This is a genomic window from Marinobacterium iners DSM 11526 (assembly GCF_900107855.1).
Taxonomy (GTDB): Bacteria; Pseudomonadota; Gammaproteobacteria; order Pseudomonadales; family Balneatricaceae; genus Marinobacterium; species Marinobacterium iners.
This window is the reverse complement of the sequence record NZ_FNRJ01000025.1, coordinates 1-22424: the sequence shown is the minus strand read 5'-3', so window position 1 is coordinate 22424 and position 22424 is coordinate 1. Positions and strand designations below refer to the sequence as shown.

General features: G+C 55.4%; 23 protein-coding genes. 12 read left to right on the top strand and 11 right to left on the bottom strand.

The genetic code is table 11. The features are described 5' to 3' along the window. The first annotated feature begins 24 nt into the window (after positions 1–24). From BLV48_RS17225 to cynS, 8 genes are all read left to right on the top strand, one after another. Positions 25–834, top strand: a complete 810-nt coding sequence (locus BLV48_RS17225; RefSeq protein WP_091828036.1) for an ABC transporter ATP-binding protein — start codon at positions 25–27, stop codon at positions 832–834. A 34-nt stretch (positions 835–868) separates the two neighbouring features. Beyond that, a complete protein-coding gene (locus tag BLV48_RS17220) occupies positions 869–2131 on the top strand; it encodes an ABC transporter substrate-binding protein (RefSeq protein WP_091828035.1) in 1263 nt (420 codons plus the stop codon). Beyond that, on the top strand, positions 2128–2961 hold the full coding sequence (locus BLV48_RS17215) for an ABC transporter permease (protein ID WP_091828034.1): 834 nt from the start codon (positions 2128–2130) through the stop codon (positions 2959–2961). Before BLV48_RS17220 ends, BLV48_RS17215 begins: the two co-directional genes overlap by 4 nt. Positions 2962–3048: 87 nt before the next feature. Next, positions 3049–4707: a sigma-54-dependent Fis family transcriptional regulator gene (locus BLV48_RS17210; protein WP_254775074.1), complete on the top strand. Its 1659-nt coding sequence runs from the start codon at positions 3049–3051 to the stop codon at positions 4705–4707. 218 nt (positions 4708–4925) lie between these two features. After that, positions 4926–5480, top strand: coding sequence for an OsmC family protein (locus BLV48_RS17205; protein WP_091828033.1), 555 nt, complete (start codon positions 4926–4928; stop codon positions 5478–5480). Positions 5481–5508: 28 nt separating this feature from the next. Further along, positions 5509–6648, top strand: a complete 1140-nt coding sequence (locus BLV48_RS17200) for an acyl-CoA dehydrogenase family protein (RefSeq protein ID WP_091828032.1) — start codon at positions 5509–5511, stop codon at positions 6646–6648. Then, positions 6645–8000, top strand: a complete 1356-nt coding sequence (locus BLV48_RS17195; protein ID WP_091828031.1) for an FAD-dependent oxidoreductase — start codon at positions 6645–6647, stop codon at positions 7998–8000. Before BLV48_RS17200 ends, BLV48_RS17195 begins: the two co-directional genes overlap by 4 nt. A gap of 34 nt (positions 8001–8034) precedes the next feature. Beyond that, on the top strand, positions 8035–8484 hold the full coding sequence (gene cynS, locus BLV48_RS17190; RefSeq protein ID WP_091828030.1) for a cyanase: 450 nt from the start codon (positions 8035–8037) through the stop codon (positions 8482–8484). A gap of 74 nt (positions 8485–8558) precedes the next feature. On the opposite strand, the gene BLV48_RS17185 is transcribed toward cynS, so the two are convergent. Both BLV48_RS17185 and BLV48_RS17180 read right to left on the bottom strand, forming a co-directional pair. Next, complete coding sequence (locus BLV48_RS17185) at positions 8559–9569, bottom strand: LLM class flavin-dependent oxidoreductase (protein WP_091828029.1); 1011 nt, start codon at positions 9567–9569, stop codon at positions 8559–8561. 39 nt (positions 9570–9608) lie between these two features. Beyond that, positions 9609–10196 carry an antibiotic biosynthesis monooxygenase gene (locus BLV48_RS17180; protein WP_091828028.1) on the bottom strand — a complete coding sequence of 196 codons (588 nt, stop codon included), beginning with the start codon at positions 10194–10196 and terminating at the stop codon, positions 9609–9611. A gap of 168 nt (positions 10197–10364) precedes the next feature. Between BLV48_RS17180 and BLV48_RS17175 the strand changes: the two genes are divergently transcribed. Then, positions 10365–11261, top strand: coding sequence for a LysR family transcriptional regulator (locus tag BLV48_RS17175; protein ID WP_175527714.1), 897 nt, complete (start codon positions 10365–10367; stop codon positions 11259–11261). An 86-nt stretch (positions 11262–11347) separates the two neighbouring features. Beyond that, positions 11348–12313: an AraC family transcriptional regulator gene (locus tag BLV48_RS17170; RefSeq protein ID WP_091828026.1), complete on the top strand. Its 966-nt coding sequence runs from the start codon at positions 11348–11350 to the stop codon at positions 12311–12313. A 44-nt stretch (positions 12314–12357) separates the two neighbouring features. Here BLV48_RS17170 and BLV48_RS17165 read toward each other — a convergent pair whose 3' ends face one another. The 6 genes from BLV48_RS17165 to BLV48_RS17140 all read right to left on the bottom strand — a co-directional run bounded on the left by BLV48_RS17165 (position 12358) and on the right by BLV48_RS17140 (position 17832). After that, positions 12358–13182 (bottom strand): IclR family transcriptional regulator, encoded by an 825-nt coding sequence (locus tag BLV48_RS17165; protein ID WP_091828025.1) that lies wholly within the window; start codon positions 13180–13182, stop codon positions 12358–12360. 94 nt (positions 13183–13276) lie between these two features. Then, positions 13277–13987, bottom strand: a complete 711-nt coding sequence (locus BLV48_RS17160) for an ABC transporter ATP-binding protein (RefSeq protein WP_091828024.1) — start codon at positions 13985–13987, stop codon at positions 13277–13279. A 2-nt stretch (positions 13988–13989) separates the two neighbouring features. Next, entirely contained in the window at positions 13990–14751 is a 762-nt protein-coding gene (locus BLV48_RS17155; RefSeq protein WP_091828023.1) for an ABC transporter ATP-binding protein, read from the bottom strand. After that, positions 14748–15710, bottom strand: coding sequence for a branched-chain amino acid ABC transporter permease (locus BLV48_RS17150; protein WP_091828022.1), 963 nt, complete (start codon positions 15708–15710; stop codon positions 14748–14750). Before BLV48_RS17150 ends, BLV48_RS17155 begins: the two co-directional genes overlap by 4 nt. 15 nt (positions 15711–15725) lie before the next feature. Next, a complete protein-coding gene (locus BLV48_RS17145; protein WP_091828021.1) occupies positions 15726–16589 on the bottom strand; it encodes a branched-chain amino acid ABC transporter permease in 864 nt (287 codons plus the stop codon). Between the two features lie 70 nt (positions 16590–16659). Next, on the bottom strand, positions 16660–17832 hold the full coding sequence (locus BLV48_RS17140) for an ABC transporter substrate-binding protein (protein ID WP_091828020.1): 1173 nt from the start codon (positions 17830–17832) through the stop codon (positions 16660–16662). Between the two features lie 247 nt (positions 17833–18079). On the opposite strand from BLV48_RS17140, the gene BLV48_RS17135 reads away from it, so the two are divergent. Continuing rightward, entirely contained in the window at positions 18080–19003 is a 924-nt protein-coding gene (locus BLV48_RS17135) for a catechol 2,3-dioxygenase (RefSeq protein ID WP_091828019.1), read from the top strand. A 199-nt stretch (positions 19004–19202) separates the two neighbouring features. On the opposite strand, the gene BLV48_RS17130 is transcribed toward BLV48_RS17135, so the two are convergent. Both BLV48_RS17130 and BLV48_RS17125 read right to left on the bottom strand, forming a co-directional pair. Next, complete coding sequence (locus BLV48_RS17130; RefSeq protein ID WP_091828018.1) at positions 19203–20228, bottom strand: TRAP transporter substrate-binding protein; 1026 nt, start codon at positions 20226–20228, stop codon at positions 19203–19205. A 20-nt stretch (positions 20229–20248) separates the two neighbouring features. Next, positions 20249–21019, bottom strand: coding sequence for a class II aldolase/adducin family protein (locus BLV48_RS17125; protein ID WP_091828017.1), 771 nt, complete (start codon positions 21017–21019; stop codon positions 20249–20251). Positions 21020–21130: 111 nt separating this feature from the next. On the opposite strand from BLV48_RS17125, the gene BLV48_RS17120 reads away from it, so the two are divergent. Continuing rightward, positions 21131–22075, top strand: coding sequence for a LysR family transcriptional regulator (locus BLV48_RS17120; protein ID WP_091828016.1), 945 nt, complete (start codon positions 21131–21133; stop codon positions 22073–22075). Positions 22076–22084: 9 nt separating this feature from the next. On the opposite strand, the gene BLV48_RS17115 is transcribed toward BLV48_RS17120, so the two are convergent. After that, positions 22085–22424: integrase core domain-containing protein (locus BLV48_RS17115; protein WP_139253909.1), on the bottom strand; the 340-nt coding region annotated here is incomplete at its 5' end.

Sequence of the window (22424 nt, the reverse complement as noted above, 5' to 3'; positions counted from 1 at the left end):
ACACCCTCTGACCGGAGCATCACCATGGGCGCCACGATTTCGCTGGACTACATCACACATCGCTTTTCGCCGTCTTCGGCACCCACCCTGAAAGAGATCGAAAACCGCATCGAGCCCGGCGAGATGGTCGCATTGATTGGCCGCAGTGGCTGTGGCAAATCCACGCTGCTGCACATGCTGGCGGGACTTCTGATTCCCTCCGAAGGCTGTGTGCGCATCAACGGGCATCAGGTTTCAAGGCCCAGTGCCAAATGGAACATGATGTTTCAGAAAGCATCCCTCTATCCGTGGATGAGTGTGAAAGAAAATGCGGCACTGGGTCTGCTGTTTGCAGGTGTCAGCAAGATAGAGGCCTATCAGCGTGTTGATGAACTGCTCGACATGGTGGGCTTGCACGATAAAAAAGATGTCAATGTACAGAGTCTTTCGGGTGGCCAGCAGCAGCGGGTCGCACTGGCGCGATCGCTGGCGACCGATCCTGAGGTGCTGTTGCTGGATGAACCGTTCTCGGCGCTGGACGCGTTTACGCGTACTGCCCTGCAGGAGGAGGTACCTGCCATTTGTCGTGCGCGCGGTATCACCATGGTGATTGTCACCCACGACATTGATGAAGCGATCACCATGGCCGACCGTGTGCTGATCATGTCACAGAACCCCGGTCGCGTTGTTGATGAGCTGAACGTAGAGCTGCCTTGGCCGCGCCGTCACATGGACGCCGGTTTTCAATCCTTGCGCGACCAGCTGATGGATCTGTTCAAAGGAACAGATAACGGTCTAGCTGGCCGCCAGTCTGACACCGAGCCGAGTAAAAATGGCGCCGAGCATGCGGCGTAATACTCAGCCTGCCTGATCTATTGAGGACCCAACCATGAAAAAACACAACAGTGAACTTGGCCCGATCTCCACGTCGGAACTGGAATATCTGCAGGAACATGAGATGAGCCGCCGTGACTTCATGCTCGATAGCCTTGCCGTTGGTGGCCTGGCAGCCACCTTTGGCCTTGCAGCCAGCGGCGCGGCCTGGGGCAGCATCCAGCCACCGGCGGATGAGGTGGTTCGCATCGGCTATCTGCCCATTACCGACGCGACAGTCCTGCTGGTGGCGCATGCCATGGGGTATTTTGAGGATGAGGGCCTGAAAACCGAGCCCCCTGTGTTGATGCGCGGCTGGTCGCCACTGGTGGAGGGCTTTGCCGCTGCCAAATTCAATCTGGTGCATTTGCTCAAGCCCATTCCCATCTGGATGCGTTACAACAACGGTTTTCCGGTCAAGATCATGTCCTGGGCTCACCTGAATGGCTCCGGACTGGTGGTGGGGCGCCACACCGGTGTTGAAAGTTTTGCCGATCTCGGCGGCAAGCAGGTTGCCGTTCCGTACTGGTACTCCATGCACAATATCGTGCTGCAGATGGGGTTGCGTCATGCCGGGCTGACACCTGTTATCAAGTCTCAGGGTGAGCCGCTGGCCGCAAATGAGGTCAACCTGCAGATTATGCCACCCCCGGACATGCCGCCGGCACTGGCTGCACGCAAGATCGACGCGTTCATTGTGGCCGAGCCCTTCAATGCAGTAGGCGAAATGCTGGCCGGTGGCAAGATGTTGCGCTTCACCGGTGACATGTGGAAAAACCATCCCTGCTGTGTGGTCTGCATGAACGAAAATCAGATCAATGCCAATCCGGAGTGGAGCCAGAAGGTGATGAACGCCATCGTCCGCGCCCAGATTTATGCACAACAGAACAAGAAAGAGGTTGCTCACATGCTGTCCAAGGATGGCAGGGGCTACCTGCCGATGAAAGCGGACATCATTGAACGAGCCATGACGCTGTATGACGAAGACAGCTATGCAACGCCTGATGCGATTCAGAATCCGGGCTGGGGCAGCGGCCGCATCGACTTCCAGCCCTGGCCCTATCCTTCAGCGACCAAACTGATCGTGAATGAATTGAAAAATACTCTTGTAGGCGGCGATACCACCTTCCTGCAGAAGCTGGACGCGGATTTCGTGGCAGAAGACTTGGTCGATTATCGCTTCGTAAAGGCAGCCATGGAAAAACATACCGGCTGGCAGCAGGGACCGGGCTTCAACGCCGACAACCCGTTTGAGCGTGAAGAGGTGATCAAGCTATGAGTAGTACCCAGAGTTCCCATGCCCTGCAGAGCATGAGCAGTTCCAGCAATGGCTTTATGCCATTGCTGTGCTGGCTGGCTCGACTGCGTTACCCCGCCATTGGCATCACAACGTTGCTGGCCGTGTGGTGGGCCGGTGGCTATATCGTTGCCAATGATCCAGACATGTGGGCGTTTGCAAACTTCGCTCCGGCCCCCACTTTCCATGCGCTTTATGATCTGGTCGCCAGTGGGTCCATCTGGCCAACGATTCTATCGAGCCTGTACCGCGTGCTGGTGGGCCTGTTCTGGGGTGTCATCATTGGCGTGCCGGTGGGTGTTCTGATTGGTTACATCGGTACGGCCATGAAGATTGCCAACGTGCCGTTCCAGTTCCTGCGCATGATCAGCCCGCTGGCGTGGATGCCAATCGCGGTACTGGCATTTGCCAGCTGGGATGCGGCGATCATCTTCCTGATCGTGATGGCCACCGTCTGGCCAATCATGTTCTCCACTGCTCATGGTGTGCGACGCATCGATCCGAACTGGTTCAAGGTGGCCAAGAATCTGGGAGCATCAGGCCCGCAGATGCTGCGTCGGATCATCCTGCCCGCGATCATGACCGATGTCATGGCCGGTATTCGTCTGGCGGTAGGTGTTGCCTGGGTTGTGCTGGTCCCGGCCGAGTATCTGGGGGTCACCAGTGGTTTGGGGTACGCCATCAATGATGCCCGTGACACGCTGGCCTATGACACCCTGGCTGCAATCGTGATCGTGATTGGGGTGATCGGTTACGGACTGGACACGATCTGCAGCGTGTTGATCAAGCGCTTCAACTGGCATGTCGAGTAGACACTGTCTCATCTTCGCCCGCAATGGCCTGCTTTCTGAGCGGGCTTTTGTCGTTGTATCGCGTTTCCATACAGGAGCATGACTGACATGGACAAGGAACTGACTTCCCCCATGAATGCAGCCAGTGCCAATGATCGTGGTGCGGCCGACCTCACGGTACTGCATGAGGCAGCCAAGCTGATCGGCCATTCGGGCACCCCGGAGATTGCCATAACCGGAACCCTTAGGTTGATGTCCCAGATGTTGGGGCTTAACCGGGGGCGAGTATTGCTGCCATCCACCGCGGACGGACTGTTGCGCATCCGTTACAGCTATGGCCTGACCGAGGCGGAACGAAAGCGAGGTCTGTACAGCTTTGAAGAAGGTATTACCGGCAAGGTGATGCAAAGTGGTCAACAGGTGGTGGTACAGGATGTGGACCAGGAACCGGGTTTTCTGTTCCGCGCCGTTGACCGAGCCACCTTGCCTGAAGGCGTGGTGTCCTATCTCGCCGTCCCGATCATGGATGGCAATCTAACCGTTGGCGTTCTGGCCGCTCACCGGCTCCGCATGAGGCCCCGTGCGATAAACGCTGACTTGGTTATTTTGCGCATTCTGGCGACGTTCATCGCTCAAATCATCAAGATCAATGGCCTGATCGATGAGCGTACCAGTCACCTGCGTGAAGAAAACCAGGAGCTGAAGGAGGCGCTGGAGCAACAACAGAACAACTACGGCATTCTGGGGGAGAGTGCCGCCGTACGGGATGCATTGCTGCAGATTACCCGTGTGGCGGACACACCGGTTACCGTTCTGCTGACAGGGGAGTCGGGCACGGGGAAGGAGCGCTTCTCGCAGATTCTTCATCTGAACAGCAAACGGCGAGATCTGCCCTTTCTGGCCATCAACTGTGCCGCGATTCCCGAGCAACTGCTTGAGTCGGAGCTTTTCGGTCATGAAAAGGGTGCCTTTACCGGTGCAACGTCCAGCAAGCAGGGCAAGATCGAACTGGCCAATGGGGGAACCCTGTTTCTGGATGAGATCGGTGATCTCAATATGGAGCTGCAGTCCAAGCTGCTGCGTGTGCTTGAAAGTCAGTTGATTCAACGTGTCGGTGGCATCCGCGATATTCCTGTGGATGTTCGCATTGTCACGGCAACACACAAGAACCTGCAGGAAGCCGTGAATCGAGGTACCTTCCGGCTGGACCTGTTCTACCGTCTCAACGTGTTTCCCATACATTTGCCGCCCTTGCGCGAGCGTACCGGTGACGTACGCATTTTGGCGCGTCATTTCCTGCTTAACGCCAACCGCGAGTACGGGCGCTACACGTTGTTTGGCAAGGGGGTAATGGAACGGCTGGAGAGCTACAACTGGCCGGGTAATATTCGGCAGCTGGAGAACGTGATCAAGCGAGCGGTACTGATTGCACTGGACGGTAATATCACCATTGGTGACATCGAAAGCATTCTGCGCCAGGAGTCGGTGATCAACAGTCATCTTGAAGCCGGCCAGTCGGCCCTTGCTCAGCCATCCCCGTTACCACCGCCTGAATCCGCCGCAACGATCGTCCCGGTCAGCTCCGCAGGCTCCATTCAGTCCAGCGCTCGTCCCTACAGCTGGGTACGGGAGGATGAGGAACAGACATTGCTGGAAGCCCTGCAGCAAACCGGTGGCAACAAAACGCGCGCGGCCGCCCTGCTGGGAATGACGGCACGCCAGTTTCGCTATCGCCTGGAAAAGCTGTCCCTTACGGACAGTCTCTGATCAGGGTCAGACATTGTCAGACAATGTAATGCTGACAATGTCTGACACTTCGTAGCGCTATTTTCTAAAGTTACATCGTTATTTGTTTAAGTTGTTGTTGCATAAGTAAAAATAATTATTTTTCAATATTGGCACGGCTCCTGCTTTGTATATGACAAGCCACTGGAAACGTCCGATCCGGACTGAACAGTGTCATCAAAACGACTGGAGATATGCCAATGACAACTGCAACAGCAACCAAGGCTGAAACCGTTACTACCTACCTGCGCCCGATTGATCGAGATGGCCTGATAGCGTTTGCGGAAAAGGGACGCAACAACCCCGGTACGCGCGGTACCAACAAGGTCCATACCGTTACCGATGGGCAGTATCGCACCATCAGCCATGTCAATCAGCACGAAGTGGTTGTGGACGAGCCGCTGCACCTGTTCGGGGAAGATACCGCGCCGGCACCGGGTGAAATCGTACTGTCGGGTCTCGGGGGCTGCCTCGCGGTGGGGATCACGGCCGTGGCTACCTGGAAGCAGGTCAAGCTCAGCAAGCTGGAAATATTCATGGAAGGGGATATCGGCAACCCTGCCGCCTGGGGGGCGGGTGGTGCAGAAATGAAGCCTGAGCAGATGGGCTTCCAGGAAATTCGCGTCAAGGTTCTGGTCGAGGGCGACGCCACACGTGAGCAGCTGGATGAGATTGTGCAGCATGCGAACTACTTCTCTCCGGTCGCCAACACCATGCGCACCCCGATCCCGTTCAGCATCAGCTTGATGGACTGAGCCCAATACCTGACAGGAGAGGAATGCCATGAATAACGTCGCCGTATCCACCCCGCTTTTCACCCCTTGGGCCGATGATGCCCAGGTGCTGGCTGATGTAGCCAAAGTCGCTCGGGAACAGCTGGCTCCCGCCGCCTACCGTATCGACCATGAGGGTTATTACCCGACCGACATCATGGCAGACCTCGGTCAGGCAGGAGCCTTTGCCGCGCATCTGAATCAGCATGGCGGTCGCTTTGGTCTTGCGCTTGCCACCATGCAGGAAGTCAGTCGCCACTGTGGTTCCACCGGCTTCATGACCTGGTGCCATGATGTCTGCGGCCTGTACATGGAGCAGTCCGGCAATCCGGCACTGCTGGCGCGTCTGGACGATCATGTTGCAGGCCGCACATTCGGCGGTACCGGGCTCTCCAACCCGATGAAAGCGCTGACCGGCATCGAAAAAATGGCGCTTAAGGCGAAAAAGGTGCCGGGTGGCTACAGCGTGAGTGGCACGTTGCCTTGGGTCAGTCATATCGGCCAGGGACAGTATTGTGGTGCCATTGCTGCTGTTGATCGTGCCGATGGCAGTCGTTCACATGAAGTGATGTTCCTGCTGGATATTGATGAGCGGGTGCCGTTAAGGCCCTGCCCGGAGTTTTCCGGCATGGAGGGCACCAGCACCTGGGCCGTACCTCTGGATAACTACTTTGTCAGCGAAGACCAAATCATCGCTGATCCGGCAAGGCCGTTTATCCAGCGTATCCGAGCGGCATTTGTTCTGCTGCAGGTTGGTATTGCCGCCGGTGTGATTCAAGGGTCCATCGACTCCATTCGAGATGTGGAAAATCAACTGGGTCACGTCAATCAGTACCTGCACAACCGTCCGGATGAGCTGCAGGCCGAGTTCGATGAAGTGGCCGCTCGCGCCGGCGTACTGGCTCAAACCCCCTTCGATGGCAGCAAGGATTATCTGCTTGATGTGTTGGAACTGCGAGCACACGGCGCAGAGCTGTCACTGAAGGCGTCACAGTCAGCTCTTCTGCATCAGGGGGCCCGTGGCTATCTGATGAACTCTGCGCCGCAGCGACGCATCCGGGAAGCGCATTTTGTGGCCATCGTCACTCCGGCTATCAAGCATCTGCGCTGGGAGATGGCCAAGTTGATGCAGGAGGAGGTGCCGGCATGAGCACAGATGTATTCAACCCCGAAGAGCGCCTCTGGCAGCAGTATATCTGCCTGGCCTGTGGCCTGATTTACGATGAAGAGCTGGGTGATCCGGACAGTGGGCTGGCACCGGGTACCCGCTTTGAAGATATACCCGATGACTGGGAATGCCCGCTGTGCGGCGTGACCAAAACCGATTTCGAGCTGCTGGAGGCTCAGGTGGTAACGGCTGCTGCGCCGGTTGGTGCAGTTAGTAACAATCGCCCCGGGATTGTTGTTGTGGGTGGCGGTATTGCAGGCTGGTCCGTTGTTGAAGCGATTCGCAGTTTGGATGGGGAGACGCCGATCACTATGGTCAGTGCCTGCAGCGCCAATCGCTATCACAAGCCGGAGCTTTCAGTGGCGCTCAGCCGTGGCCTGCAAACCGAAGCGCTGATCAAGGAAACCGCAGTGGATGCTGCCTGTCGTTTGGGCGTGCGCTTGCTCAGCGAGACTTTTGTCGTTGGCATCAGTGCGACGCGGCGGGAGCTGCGTACCACACGTGGCACTCTGACCTATAGCCATCTGGTACTGGCTCAGGGTGCCAGGCCCGCCTTGCCTGATGAACTGCCGGCCTCTCTCTGCTGGCGTGTCAACGACCTGGCAGGATGGAGTGGACTGCAGCAGCAGCTGGCCATCGGACCGCAGCAGGTTGCCATCGTCGGAGCCGGCATGGTGGGCTGTGAACTGGCAGAAGACCTCACCCGAGCCGGGCATCGGGTCACGTTGCTGGACCGTCAGCCTCTGCCGCTGACCGGACTGATTCCGCCCGAAGCGGGTGAAGCATTGCAAGACAGTCTTGCGGCACAGGGCGTGATCTATCGGCCCTCGAGTCAGATTGCCGATGTCTGTGCTGAAAACGGCCGCAAACAGATCCGACTTGAGAGTGGAGAAACGCTGGAAGTCGATCAGGTGATTGCCGCGACGGGATTGAAAACCGACAGCCGCCTTGCGCGTCAGGCTGGATTGGCGTTCAACGCAGGGATTGTGGTGGATGAAAACATGCGCAGCAGTGATGCGTTCATCTATGGATTGGGCGACTGCATCAGCCTGGATGGTCAACCCTGCCGCTTCATTGAGCCGATTCAGCACCAGGCGCGCGCAGTGGCAGCCGCGGTACTTGGGCGGGAGCCCTCGTCCTATCAGCACAAGATGCCCGTAATTCGGCTCAAGACCCGAGCCTTGCCTCTGGTATTGCACGGCGTACCGCAGCCCGATGGGCACTGGGAGATCAGCCACAAAAGTGACGACAGCATGATCATGCAGCAGCGCATGGGAGAGGAAGTCGTCGCCACACTGAATATTGGTCAGCCTCGGCACAGTCGAGCGGCCTGAACACAACGTTATCGTCCATACGAAGGTGAACATCATGATCAGTACCCGTGAAGAAGTAACTCAGATGATCCTCGCCGCCAAGGTGAGTAAGGGCATTCAGTGGAAACAGGTGGCTGATGCCATCGGACTGTCGAAGGAGTGGACGACTGCAGGCTGTCTGGGCCAGATGACGTTCAACAAGCAGCAGGCTGAAACGGTTGGCGAAATATTTGGTTTGTCGGATGAGGCCATTGCCTGGCTGCAAGTTGTGCCCTACAAGGGATCACTGCCCAGTGCCGTGCCCACCGATCCGCTGATCTATCGTTGGTATGAAGTGGTCAGTGTCTACGGCAGCACCATCAAGGAGCTGATCCATGAGGAGTTCGGTGACGGCATCATGAGCGCCATCGATTTCTCCATGGATATCCAGCGTGAAGAAAACCCCAACGGAGACCGCGTCAACGTGGTGCTGTCCGGCAAGTTCCTGCCGTACAAGTCATATTGACCAACCGTTAATACGAAGGGGCGTCACACTACGTGACGCCCCTTCGTTATACGCGCTCGGGGTCGGTCAAAGGTTCAGAGTAGAGCCCCGGCCAGCCGCTCGTAACTGCTCAGACGATCACTGTAATCATGAGTGACCGTCACAACGCCCACTTCATCGGAGCGGTATTGATCCGCAACGCGGCTGATCTGATCGGCACACTCTTCAGCGGTTCCCAGTATCATTGAGTTCAGAACCGCATCAAAGAAAGCCTGATCAGCCGGGCTCAGACTCTGCTTCAGGCGCAGGGCCTCGTCGGGATGCTTGACCACCTCACGGATGCCCTGACGGAACGCCTTGACCTTCCAGTACACGGCGGGGGCTGCCAAATATTCGGCTTCTTCACGGCTGTCGGCACAGAGTGCCGCCACCGCAATGCTGGCTTCAGGTTGGCCAGAGTGTCCCGCCTCACGCCAGGCCTGCTTGTATTCGCTGATGACGCTGGGCGGGGCCGGTTCGGGGCTGATGAACAGGGCCAGACACATCTTCATGCCGACCTGACCAGCCAGCCCGGCACTGCCACCGCTTGATCCCAACATCCAGGTTTGTGGTATGGCCGGCTGTCCCGGCATGACCTGCAGTCCCTTGTAGGCATGGCCTTCAGGCAGGCTGTGGTGCAGCAGGTTCTGCAGTAGCCAGGATTGCTCAGCATAGTCTTCCAGCCCCGGCTGGGCGGGGTAGGCCAGCGCATGTGATGCCAGCGCGTCACCCCCTGGTGCCCGTCCGATGCCCAGATCGATACGACCGGGATAGAGCGTTTCCAGCATGCTGAACTGTTCAGCGACCTTGTAAGGGCTGTAGTGGGTCAACATGACCCCCCCGCTGCCGACACGAATCCGTTCGGTCACACTGGCGATGTGGCTGATCAGTATCTCCGGGCAGGGGCCGGCAAAGTTGATGCTGTTGTGGTGCTCGGCCAGCCAGTAACGGTGATAGCCCAACCGATCGCAGGCCTGAGCCAGCTCAACCGTCAGGGCAACGGGTGAAACGTTTGCAGGCAGACCCTGCACGGGAGATTGGTCAACAACGGTCAGTTTTAGGGTCATGGGAGTTCCTGAATTCTTGGTCCGGACGTACAACCGAGCTTAGCGCTCGTTCTGTTCTCGCTTGGGGAACAGCCAAAAGGCGAACCATCGAGTGAAACGCGGCATCAGCAGATAGGACATGGCCACCATCACCACGGCTGTAATCAGCATGGTGCGCAACAGCAGTGGTACTTGTGCCAACAGGTCGCCAAACAGCAGAAAGATGATGGTGACGGTGGGGTAAAGCGCCAACCAGCTGACAAAGGTCATTTTGTATTTGGGTGGCGGCTTCACCGGGTTGTGGCCGGGCAGGGTGAACCAGTTGATGATGCCGGAGGTGGTTTCCACCTGACTCGGGGCTACCAGCAAAGGCTCGATCTGCTCCAGAATCTCGGCGCGCTCGGACGACTGCTGCCAGGCTGACAGAGTCGTTTCATCGTTGAACTTGAAAATGATGCGGTACTCGGGATCGTCGGAACTCGCAGGACGAAACATGCTGGCGCCGAGGTAACCGGGGTAACGCGCCGCACGTTCGGTCATCTGACTGCTGAGGCGTTCGAATTCGGCTTCCTGGCCCTTGACGACGCGACGGGAGATTACCACTGTAACGGGGTTGATACTGTTGTCCGCTGAAGTCTGGTCTGACATGTTGATGTCCTGAATCCCGAAAATGAGTGGGGAAAGCCGAAGCCGAGTGGTGTAGCATCAGACGATTCGGATTGCACGATCCGCCCAATGATGCTCAATATAGGCGTTCAGGGATATTTATCCACACGCTGCGCGGGACGGCGTGATTTCATTTTTGAGAATTACACTATGAACTATCAGGATCTGTACTACTTCATCAAGGTGGTTGAGAAGGGAAGTCTGGTGGCGGCGGCGCGCTATCTGGATATTCCGACTTCAACCCTGTCGCGTCGGTTGCAGGCGTTCGAGCAGGATCTTGGCTACAAGCTGGTACATCGTAGTTCCAAAAAATTCGGCCTGACGGAGTCCGGTCAGCGTTTTTACAACAGCCTATCCAGCGTTGTGACCGAGCTGGAGATGCGCACCGAGGATGTGAACACTGAACTGTCCTCCATGTCGGGTGACATCAAAATTACCGCACCATTGACCCTTGGGCATCATTACGTCAAGAACTGGGTGTTTGAGTTTATGGAGATGAACCCGCGCATCAGTGTCGAGATGTTTCTCAGCAACGAGAACGTGGATCTGGTGAAAAACAGCATTGATATCGCCTTTCGACTGGGCAAAGTCACCCTCAATGACTGGGTGATGCGTCCTCTGCTCAGTACCGAGATGGTCGTGGTGGCCACGCCTGAACTGGTTGCACGCCATGGTGCTCCACAGCGACCGGAAGAGTTGAGCAAGCTGCCGCTGGTGGTGCTCAAGCGTTCGGCGTTCTGGCGTTTCATGGACCCGGATGGACACGCGATTACCTTCACCCCACACGCCCATTTGCGAACCGATGAGATCCGCTTTGCCGTGGATGCGGTAAAGAAAAATCTGGGTGTCTGTTGCATGCCACGCTACGTTGTCGCGGCAGAACTGGAGCGGGGCGAGTTGGTCCAGTTGCTGCCCCAGTGGTCGATGGAGGGTCGGACCATGCATATGCTCTATCCACACCGGGAAAGCCTGCCGGTCAAAACCCGGGCCTTTATCGAGTTCGTCATGGGCAAGGTGGCGCACATGGAGGCAGGTATGGCCGAGTGACGTTGATTAAAAAACAGGCATTGCATCGAGGAGGCTTTTACCTATAATTAAGCCGTTAACAATAATTACAAAATACGGTGCAAGCCATGTTCTCCAACGTGCTCAGTAATGCAGTGATTTTTGATCAGGCACACCCGCTGGAAGTGTCCGAATACGTCAATCGCCATGTAGGACACCACAAGCTTGAGTTTGCCGATCGCGAGTGTAGTCGTTCACCGGCCTCGCGACTGAACCACCGGGACTTTGCCGGGCTAGGATTGTCCTCCATCAGCTATGGTGGCTGTGTGAATGTGCGCTGCCCTGAGCTACAGGGTATCTATCATTTCCAGGTGGTGACCCGAGGCGAGTGCCGCTGGCGCTTCCGAGACGAGAACCTGCGTCTGTTTCGGGGCCAGGCACTGATGATGAACCCCGGAGAGCAGATGGATCTGACCTACTCCGAGGATTGCGAAAAGGTGATCGTCAAGGTTCCTGAGGAGCTGGTCAAGGAAGTCTGCCTTGATCAGACGGGGTTGGTGCCACGCAGCGGCGTTCGTTTCGAACGCCGTGTCATCGAGCTGGAGCAGTCTCTTGGGTTCATGCGGTTGCTTGATGCGCTGCTGCTGGAGGCCAATGACACCGAACTCGATCTGAGCCATCTGCAGTTACCCTACCGCGATATCCTGATTCGCAAGCTGCTGCAGCAATTTGACAGCAATGCGGCTTCGGGACGCGATCTGCATGCCAATGATCGCAGCTTTTCCCACCTGCTGGCCTATGTCGAGGCCAATATCCGTGATGATCTGAGTGTTGAAGAGCTGGCGCAAGTCGGTAATGTCAGCGTGCGCACCGTATATAATCTGTTCGCCAAATACTTCAATGTGACGCCTAAACTATTTATCAAACAGTCGAAGCTGAAAAGCCTGCGAGAAGAGCTGGTCAGTGGCAAGGCGGTACGCAATGTAACCGAGGTGGCGCTGGACTATGGTTTCACCCACCTGGGCCGTTTCTCGTCCGACTATCGCAAGATGTTTGGTGAGTTGCCGTCCGAGACATTGCGCCGCAAGCGTTGACCGCGCTGCCCCTCGTGGCTGAATGACCACAGGCGACACACCCTCTATCCGGTGTGCCGCTTGGGGTGCTGCTGGCCGCAGATGGCTTGCGTCACCCGCTCGGCGCATCCCGTCAATTGCTGTTGCAGTGTCGAGCCGGGACGGATGTCCGTATCACCTGCCATCCCCATCAAACTGATGACCGACGATATATTGCCGTTGATATCGAAGATGGCACTGGCAGCTACATTCAGATCGGGCAGATAATCGCCGTAGAAACAGCACAGGTTGTCCTGTCTGACCTGATCCAAATGCTCCCGGAATGCATCACGCTGCAGCAACTTGCCGCCATGGCGAGGCAGGGCCAGCGGTTGCTGGAAAAACGCGCCCAGCATGGCTTCGCGTCGCTCCTCTGGCAGGTTGGCCAGGAAGATGCGGCCAGACACCGAGAAAAAGGGGGACAGCTCCAGCCCGAGCCGAATGTTGACGGCGACCGGCTGGCTGGCATCCAGCCATTTGATGACCAGAGGCGCCTGGCCGTTCCAGACCGTCACCGACACGGTCTTGTCCGTCGTTTCATTGAGTTCTTCAACAGCCGTGAACGCCATCCTGATCGGATCGATGCGACGGATGGCCGCTACGCCAAGGGTCAGGCAGGATCTGCCCAGCGTGTAACTGCTGCCGTTGTCATGCATGATGTAGCCCATGCGCAGCAGACTGACGATGTATTTGTGCAGCCGGCTGGGTGATAGCTGAAGTTGGTCGGACAGGTTCTTCAGCGTCAGGGGTCTGGGCGACTCTGCAATGGTATTCAGAATGCGTAGCCCGATTTCAAGAGAACCAATTCCCTGGCGGAGCGTTTCAGGGGGTTTTTCAGTGTCTGCTGTCATAGTGTGGGGGCCCTGTGGCGCTGCACAAATAGGGGATTGTACCAAGTAATCGCTCCGAGCCGGAATCAGCCCGAAGCGCAGTGTAGCGAAGGGCTCAGACACCGAGATAGGACTCAACCTCGTCCAGCCGTGACAGCAGCTGTTCAGAGTCGTCGTTGAACACGACCTTGCCCTTGACCAGCACCACATGCCGGTCACACAGCTCCTTGAGTACCTGGATGTTCTTGTCTACGATCAGGGTGGAAATACCACTCTCCTTGATTGTGCGAATCACGTCCCAGATCTCCTTGCGGATCAGTGGCGCCAGACCTTCGGTGGCCTCGTCCAGAATCAGCAGATCCGGATTGGTGACCAACGCTCGGCCAATGGCCAGCATCTGCTGCTCACCGCCGGACAGCTGGGTGCCCAGATTGCTCAATCGTTCCTGCAGGCGCGGAAAGGTTTCCAGTACCCGTTCGTAATTCCAGTGCTGCTCGCCTCGATTGTTGGGGCGTGCGGCCATTTCAAGATGCTCTTTTACCGTCAGGTTGTGAAACATGCCTCGGCCTTCGGGAACATAGGCGATGTCCTTGCGCATCCGCTGCCAAGTGGGCAGGGCAGAAATTTCCTCGCCCTTAAAGAACACATGACCGCTGCGTGGCTGAACCAGCCCAAGGATCGATTTCAGCGTGGTGGTCTTGCCCATGCCGTTGCGTCCCATGAGACTCACCGCCTGACCGGCTTCAATCTCAAAGCTGACACCGTGCAGAATGTGGCTTTCATCGTAGAAGCTGTGCAGCCCCTTTACTTCCAGCAATTTCGTCATGTTCAGAATACCTCGTCGCCCTGGCCCAAATAGGCTTCCTTCACGCGGGGATCATCGCGCACCTCATCAACGGTGCCGGTGATCAGATGCTGACCGTCCACCATCACCGTGAGCTGGTCCGACAATTCGAACACTGCATCCATGTCGTGTTCGACCAGCACGATGCAGTATTCCCGTTTCAGTTTTTTCAACAGCTCGATGATCAGCAATGACTCTTCGTGTCCCATGCCTGCCATCGGTTCGTCAAGCAGCAGAACCTCGGGAGCTGTTGCCAGCACCATGGCGATCTCCAGTTGTCGCTGTTCGCCGTAACTGATGTGAGATGCGATTTCGTCACGCCGCGCACCCAGTCCAACCTTTTCCAGTGCCTCGGTGGCGATCTCGTCCAGTACTTTCTGGGTGTAGCGTGAGCGCAGAAAATTGAAGTTGCCGCCCATGCGCCGCTGTACCGCCACACAACAATTCTCCAGACAGGTGGCACCCGGATAGATGTTGGTTTTCTGGAAGCTGCGACCAATCCCCCGGCGGGCAAAAGCGTGTGGCTTGATCGCCTCAATCGGCTCGCCCTTGTGCAGAATCCGCCCGCTGGTGGGTTTGTAGTGGCCGCACAACAGGTTCAGCAGGGTGCTTTTACCCGCACCATTGGGTCCGACAATGCCGTGCAGTTGGTTATCGTGGAACTGGAGAGAGATATCATCCAGTGCTTTCAGCCCGCCCCAGTATTTGCACAGGCCCTCGGTTTCAAGCATCAGCTCTGTGGTCATGAGCGTTTCTCCAGCAGTTTCTCCAGATAACCGGCAATGCCGTTCTTGAAGACCATTACCATTGCGATGATCAGAATGCCCATAAACAGCATCCAGTGTTCGGTCAGATGCTCCAGGGAGTAGTGAAGGCCCTCGTACACGAAGGTGCCGAGGATGGCGCCATAGATGGAGCCCATGCCGCCCAGAATCGACATCACCAGTGCCGAGCCGGAGGTAGTCCAGGCCAGCATGGACGGGTTGACGAAACCATACTGCAGGGTGAACAGGTAGCCGGCGTAAGCCCCCAGTGCTGATGCGATCACATAGCTCATCAGGCGGAACATGAAGATGTTGTAGCCAAGGGCCGTGGTGCGACCCGGATTCTGGTGGATGGCATCCACTACGCGACCGAAGCGAGAGCGGATCAGCAGTTTGAAAAACACCAATGTGTTGAACAGTGACAGCAGGCAGAGGTAGTAGAAGTGGATAGGGTTATCCAGATCAAACAGGCTCAGGCCGAAGATACTGGTTTCAGGCTTCATGTAGATGAACAGCCCGTCATTGCCACCAAACTTGATGGAGTCCGAGAAGAAATAGAAGGCCATCTGGGCAAAGGCCAGCGTGATCATGATCATATAGATGCCGTTGGTACGCAGTACCAGAAAGCCGATCACCAGTGCGATGGCGGCCGCACTCATGCATACGTAGAAGGTATACACCCAGAAGTTGACCTCGGTGTACTCCGGCGCAAGCATCCAGAACAGATAGCCGCCCAGGCCATAGAACATGGCATGGCCCAGGGTGATCAAGCCGCAGCGGCCCACCAGGTAGTCCAGTGACATCACGAACAGGGCGAAAATCATGATGCTGGTCAGCTTGCTGACGTAGAAGGTGTTCTGTTCCAGAAACAGCGGCAACAGCAGTGCCAGGGGGAAGAACACCCAGATGAAGATGCGTTCGGTACGTTTATTGAACAACATGACACAGACTCCGGATCAGGAAGAGAACAAGCCTTGCGGCTTGATCAGCAGGATGAACGCCATCAGGATGTAGATCATCATGCTCGAGATTTGGGGTACCAGAACGGACGAGAAGGTATCCACAAGCCCCACCAGAAGGGCCGCAACGAAGGCGCCCTTGATCGATCCCATGCCGCCGATCACGACCACTACAAAACAGGTGATCAATACGTGTTCGCCCATGCCGGGCATGATGGAGGACATTGGGGCAGATGCGACCCCGGCGACAGCCGCCAGCATTACGCCAATTGCAAACACGATGGTGTAGAGGCGACGAATATCAATGCCCAGACACTCCACCATTTCGCGATTGGATTCACCGGCCCGAATCAGCATGCCCAGCCGGGTCTTGTTGATCATGTAATACATCACGAAGGCGATGGCTATGCAGAGCAGGGCGACAAAGATGCGATAGACCGGGTACTCCAGTACGTCATTCAGCGGTACGGCACCGGACAGAGCCTGGGGTACCGGCACGCCCAGCGGGTCGTTGCCCCAAAGCAGGCTTTGCAGTGCGTTGAAGACAAAGATCATGCCGATGGTGAGCAACACCTGGTCCAGATGGTTGCGCCGGTAGAGATGGCGTATCAGCCCCCGTTCGATGGCAATACCGATCAGCAGGGCGATCGCGGCGGAGATCAGTGCGCTGATGCCGAAGCTGCCGGTATGCTCGAAGAAATACCAGGCCAGATAGGCGCCGACCATGAACATGGAGCCGTGCGCCAGGTTGAGAATGCCCATCACGCCGAACACCAGCGTCAGGCCGGAAGCGATCAGAAACAGCAGCAGCCCATACTGCAGGCCGTTGATCAGCTGCACAAAAAACAAAGAGGTGGTCATAGCAGAACCCGGGATGATCAGTCAGGTTAATACGACCGGGCAGGGTAAAGCCCCGCCCGGTATTGCAGGCTTAGAGCTTGCAGCCGCGAGCCGGGTCTTCCAGCATCGGGGATGCGATCTCGATCACCTTGTTCTCGCCGTTTTCAACCGTACGCAGGTAGATGTTCTGTACTGGGTTGTGGGCCTTGGAGAAGGTGAAGTCGCCACGCGGGCTGTTGATCGTGGTGTTGGCCATGGTGTTGATCAGGGCATCGCGATCGGAAATGTCGCCCTTGAGCTGGTTCAGCGCATTGGCAATCAGCAGACCGGTGTCATAGCCCTGTACCGCGTAAAGGTCAGACGGCTTGTCGAACTGCTCCTTGTAGGAGGCTCTGAAGCGGTTGTTGAGATCATTATCCAGCGTGTCAGCATAATGCAGCGTCGTCATCACGCCTTCGGCGGCAGCACCCTGGGCTTCAATAGTGCCCTCGGTCAGGAAGCCGGAGCCCAGCAGTGGGATTTTGCCTTTCAGGCCCAGTGCATCGTAATCCTTGACGAATTTGACCGCGCCGCCGCCGGCGAAGAATACGAACACGGCATCAGGCTTGAGCGATGCGATTTCCGACAGGTAGGACTGGAATTCGGTCTGCGGGAAGGGGACCAGCATCTGTTTGACGATCGTGCCGCCACCGGCAGTAAAGGATTCTTCAAACGCATCCAGGCTCTCGCGTCCCATGCCGTAGTTCCAGCTCATGGTCACGACATTCTTGTAGCCCTTGTCGAGTGCCACCTTGCCCATTGGGTACGACGGCTGCCAGGAAGAGAAGGAAGTGCGGAATACGTTGGGTGCACACAGAGGTCCGGTCACGGGGCCGGCACCGGCGTTCGGCACAATCATCACGGTATCCTTGCCGCGCAGCACCTTCAGCATGCCCATGGCCACACCTGAGTGGACAGGGCCGATGATGAAGTCGGCCTTGCTGCGATCCAGCAGCGAGGATGCGATTTCAGGTGCACGTTCGGGGCGTGCCTCGGTGTCGATCTCGATGTATTCAATCTTGCGACCGTGCAGTTCGGAAGCCTTTTCCTGCAATGCCATTTTCAGACCGTTACGGGTAGCATCGCCCAGCGCGGCATACACACCGCTGAAGGGCAGCATGATGCCCACCTTGACCGGCTCATCCGAAGCCAGCACTGGTGTGCTCAGGGTCAGGGTTGCCAGGCCGGCAGCGACAGCAGTACGCAGAGTGTTGGTCTTGAACATATAAACCTCTCAGGGAGTGCGTTATTTTTATGGTCTGCTGATTAGAAAGAACCCTGACCTGCATCAATAGCCGATTGATGCAGACCTGTGTCCAAAAACTGCAACGATGCTGCAGATGCATGCGGTATGCAGTGTGCGGATAAAGCTTGCACCCACCGGATTTAACACGCCGCCAAGGCCTGTAATAGTCAATCTGAGTTGTAATCGGGCCGGTAGCGGCCAAGGGTTGTCATAACAAGAGGTGGCTATGAAAAAAGGTGTAATGCGTCCTGGGCACGTGCAGATTCGCGTGCTGGATATGGATGAAGCCGTCAAGCACTACGTAGACTTGCTCGGTCTGATCGAAATGGACCGCGACGATCAGGGCCGTGTCTATCTCAAGGGCTGGACCGAAGTGGACAAGTTCTCGGTGGTGCTGCGTGAAGCGGACGAAGCCGGTATGGATTTCATGGGCTTCAAGTGCTTGAGCGAAGAGGTTGTGGACAGCTTGCGTGCTGAGCTGGTTGCGTTCGGCTGCGAAGTGGAAGACATTCCCGCCGGTGATCTTAAAGACTGTGGACGCCGCGTCCGTTTTGTTGCCCCCACCGGGCACGCGTTCGAGCTTTTTGCCACCAAGGAGCAGACCGGCAAGTGGGGCGTGGGCAATCACAACCCGGAAGCCTGGCCGCGTGGCCTGAAAGGCATGCAGGCGACCCGTTTCGACCACTGCCTGCTGTACGGCCCCAACCTGGACCGCACTTTAGAGCTGTTCCGTGATGTGCTCGGCTTCGATCTGGCTGAGCAGGTGATGACACCGGACGGCAAGCGTGTCGGCCAGTTCCTGACTGCCAGCATGAAGGCACATGATGTGGCCTTCATTGATCATCCGGAGCCAGGCAAGTTTCACCATGCTTCCTTCTTCCTGGAGACCTGGAACGATGTGCTCAAGGCGGCGGACTTGATCTCCATGACCGATACCTCAATCGATATTGGCCCGACACGTCATGGGCTGACTCACGGTCAAACCATCTATTTCTTTGACCCGTCCGGCAATCGTAATGAGGTTTTCTGCGGTGGCGACTACCACTACCCGGACCACGAGCCGGTGACCTGGGATGCGGGCGAGCTGGGCAAGGCAATTTTCTATCATGACCGTCAGTTGAACGAGCGTTTCCTGAGTGTGCTGACCTGACTTTGTTGTTGTGCTGCACCGGTCACGGCTCTTCTGTGACCAAACCTTTTGCGCCGTCTCTTGACGGCGTTTTTTGTTTGTTCGGCAAAGCCGGCCACTGAAAAGTCGATGAGTCCCATGCTCGGGTCATTAATGTGATGAGGCCTGCATGCAGCGGTACATGCCTGGATCGGCTATGCACCGCTACAATCAAGGGCGATTAATCGGTTGTCTGGCGTTGGTACTCCAGGGCTGCTCGGTTCAAGTCATCCAGAGCGGCCTGTGCATCGATGGGGCGGTCGGACACACTGTCAATCCAGGTTTCATGCATTCCTTGGACCTTCTCTGCAAATTGCTGTGTCATAGGGTCTTCAGGGGTCAGTTCTTTTATCCGCACGTTCATCTCACGAGCAGCCTCAAGCCCCTTAGTGTCCGAGTTGCCCCAAGCGCGACCAGCGAGAGCGGATAGCTTTTCGCCAGATACCGACATGATCGCATTACGGTCCTTTTCACTCAGGTCCTCAAACACATCCGGATTCATGAAAATTGTAAAAGCAGTTGTATACATGCCCGAAGGGAATAGGGTCACATCGCTCACAACCTCGTTCAGGCGAGAGTACTTCAGTTCCTGAGCGGGAAGGAAAACACCGTCTATGACACCCTGTTGCATCATTTCATACACTTTTGTAACGGGAGCAAATACAGGCACGACACCCAGGCGTGTTGCAAGGTCGTTCACGACTCCACCGCCCGTGCGAATTTTCTTATTGTGCAGATCCGAGAGGTCGTTGACTTCGAAAGTGGTGAACAGCTGACCAGGGCCGTGTACAAACATGCCCAAAACTTTCAGCCCATCGAACTCGTGAGCCGCCTCAAAGTGTTGCTTGTACACGCGCCATAGAGCGACCGACAAGGCTTCAGGGTCAGCGGTTACCCCCGGGATTTCAACGACGGCCGGTAGTTTGAATCGGCCAGGCAGATAGCCATTTACACCGAAACTGACGTCTGCCACACCATCTTCAACCAGGCTGAACATGGATTTGGGGTGTCCTGAACCATACTCCAGTTCAATTTTGACACGTCCTTCCGTTGCTTCCTCAACCCATTTCCCCCAGGTAGGCCAAACGACATCATTTTGTCCACTGGTCGGAGGCAGCCAAGTGGCCACACGCAGTGTGGTTTGTGAGTAGGTAGCGGTGGAAAACATGAATGCACAAATGTATGCGATCGTTTTTATTATATTCATTGTTGGGCCTTTCTTATGGATTAATACTTGTAGGATGGATCTTTTTTATCCATCAAACGTTCAAAAGCGGCAACTGCATCTCGACCAGAACCATATTTTGGATTGAAAAGAGGCGTATCGCGTGCGCAACGCTCAAGAATGTTATCAGGAATTTTCAGTGTTTTACCCATGGACATTGAAGCCAACTGAACTTCACATGCTCGGTTCAGAAGCCACATCAGTGAAAATGCCTGTGGTAGATCAGCCCCGATGATAACAGGGCCATGATTTCTCAACATCAGGATTTTTTTGCCCTCACTGCTGGCTACAATTCGATCGCCTTCATCCATGCGGACCGTAATGCCTTCAAAGTCATGATACGCGACTTGGTTATGCAGCTGTGCTGAGTAGAAATTTGTGAATGAAAGACCTTCTTCCAGGCAGCATACAGCCAGGGTCGGTGTTGTATGTACATGCATGATGCAATGCCCATCGGGCACATGTTTATGTATGGCACTGTGGAAGGTAAAGCCGGCAGGATTGATTGGCCAGTCAGAATCACCCACGATGTTACCATCGATATCAATCTTGACGAGGTTGGATGCTTTTACTTCACTGTAATGCAAACCAAATGGATTGATCAGAAAGTGTTCAGGTTCACCGGGTACACGTAATGAGATATGATTATAGATTGACTCATCCCAGTTGAAATGATCAAAAATCCGGTACATACAAGCCAGATCCTGCCTCGCCTTCCACTCCTCGGCACTGTATTTAAGAGGTCGGTCGAAATAATAACTCTGTTTTTTCATGTGGTTTTTCCTGTAGCGTTGATACCTTTGCCAGCATAGAAAAACTGATTCGATGACAAAACAAATAATCCGGTATAGCAGGTATAGGCAACTCCTATAGGTATAAAGCTTATGAATACCAAGCAATTGATATATTTCGTGAAATCAGCTGAGCTTGGCAGCATTGCAGCTGCAGCTCGGGAGCTTGAGATCTCGCAGCCCAGTATTAGCCAGCAGATCTCGGTACTGGAGCATGAACTCAAGGCGACCTTGTTCAGTCGTGATGTGCGTGGGGTTTATCTAACCGAGAGTGGAGAGATTTTCTTGGCTCATGCGCGCTCAGTCATTCGCCAGTTGGAGCAAGCACAGGCTGAGTTACATCAATCGATATCCTCACCTTCCGGCAAGGTTTCGATCGGTTTTACCCAGCCCATTTGCAATATTCTAGCTGTGCCATTAATGACATGCCTTGAAAGAGAATTTCCGAATATTGAATTAAGCATTTATACAGGGTATTCATCCGATTTGATTAAAATGATGAAGTGCGGTGATATTGATCTTGCTGTTTCTTCTTATGATGAAAGTGATTGTAAAAATATTAACTATGAGCTTTTCTTTCGAGAAAAAATATATTTGTTGATTGGGAAGCACCGATTTTTTGAATTTGATGATTTATTTGTTAGAAAAGGCGCTATACGGTTTTCAGACTTGAGACACTACGAGGTCATGGTTACAAATCGTACAGACTCGCTTGGCTATCTCATTGGCCAATACGAAAAAGAGACTGGTTTTTACTTAAACAAGCGCCAGCCGCATGGTCAATTGATGACCACATTAAGGCATGTTACAGAAGGACACGGCATGTTGATTACCCCGTCATCGTCCTTTTTTCACCTCGAAAAAAATGATGAGGTGAATGCCATTGATATTGTCGAGCCTCGACTCTATCGGGATGTTTTCCTTGTATCGTGCAGAGACAAGCCTGTGACCAATGCGATGAGCAAGGTGATCGAAAAAATTCGTACGATCACGCGGCAGGAAAATGAAAATGGCCACTGGCGTGGCAGCGTTGTCTAGCTGTGAATACTAAACACGTTGTTCACGCAGCTTCGGTATTCGAGACACCGGCGGTAGATTTCCGATACTGCCATGAGGGCGCTGTTTATTGTAGTGGTTGATCCAATCTGTCAGCGCCCATGTCCTTGATATGTCGTTTGCATAGGGCATCGCATACGCCCATTCCCGGATCATTGTCTGTATAAAACGCTCCGCCTTGCCGTTCGTTCTGGGCGTGTATGGGCGCGTGTACACATGCTTGATCCCTTCCCGTTGTAAAACTGCATTGAACCGACGGGAACGATAAGCAGGGCCGTTATCGGTCATCAGGCGTTTTACCTCCACACCTATTCCGCGGTAGGCCGCCAGA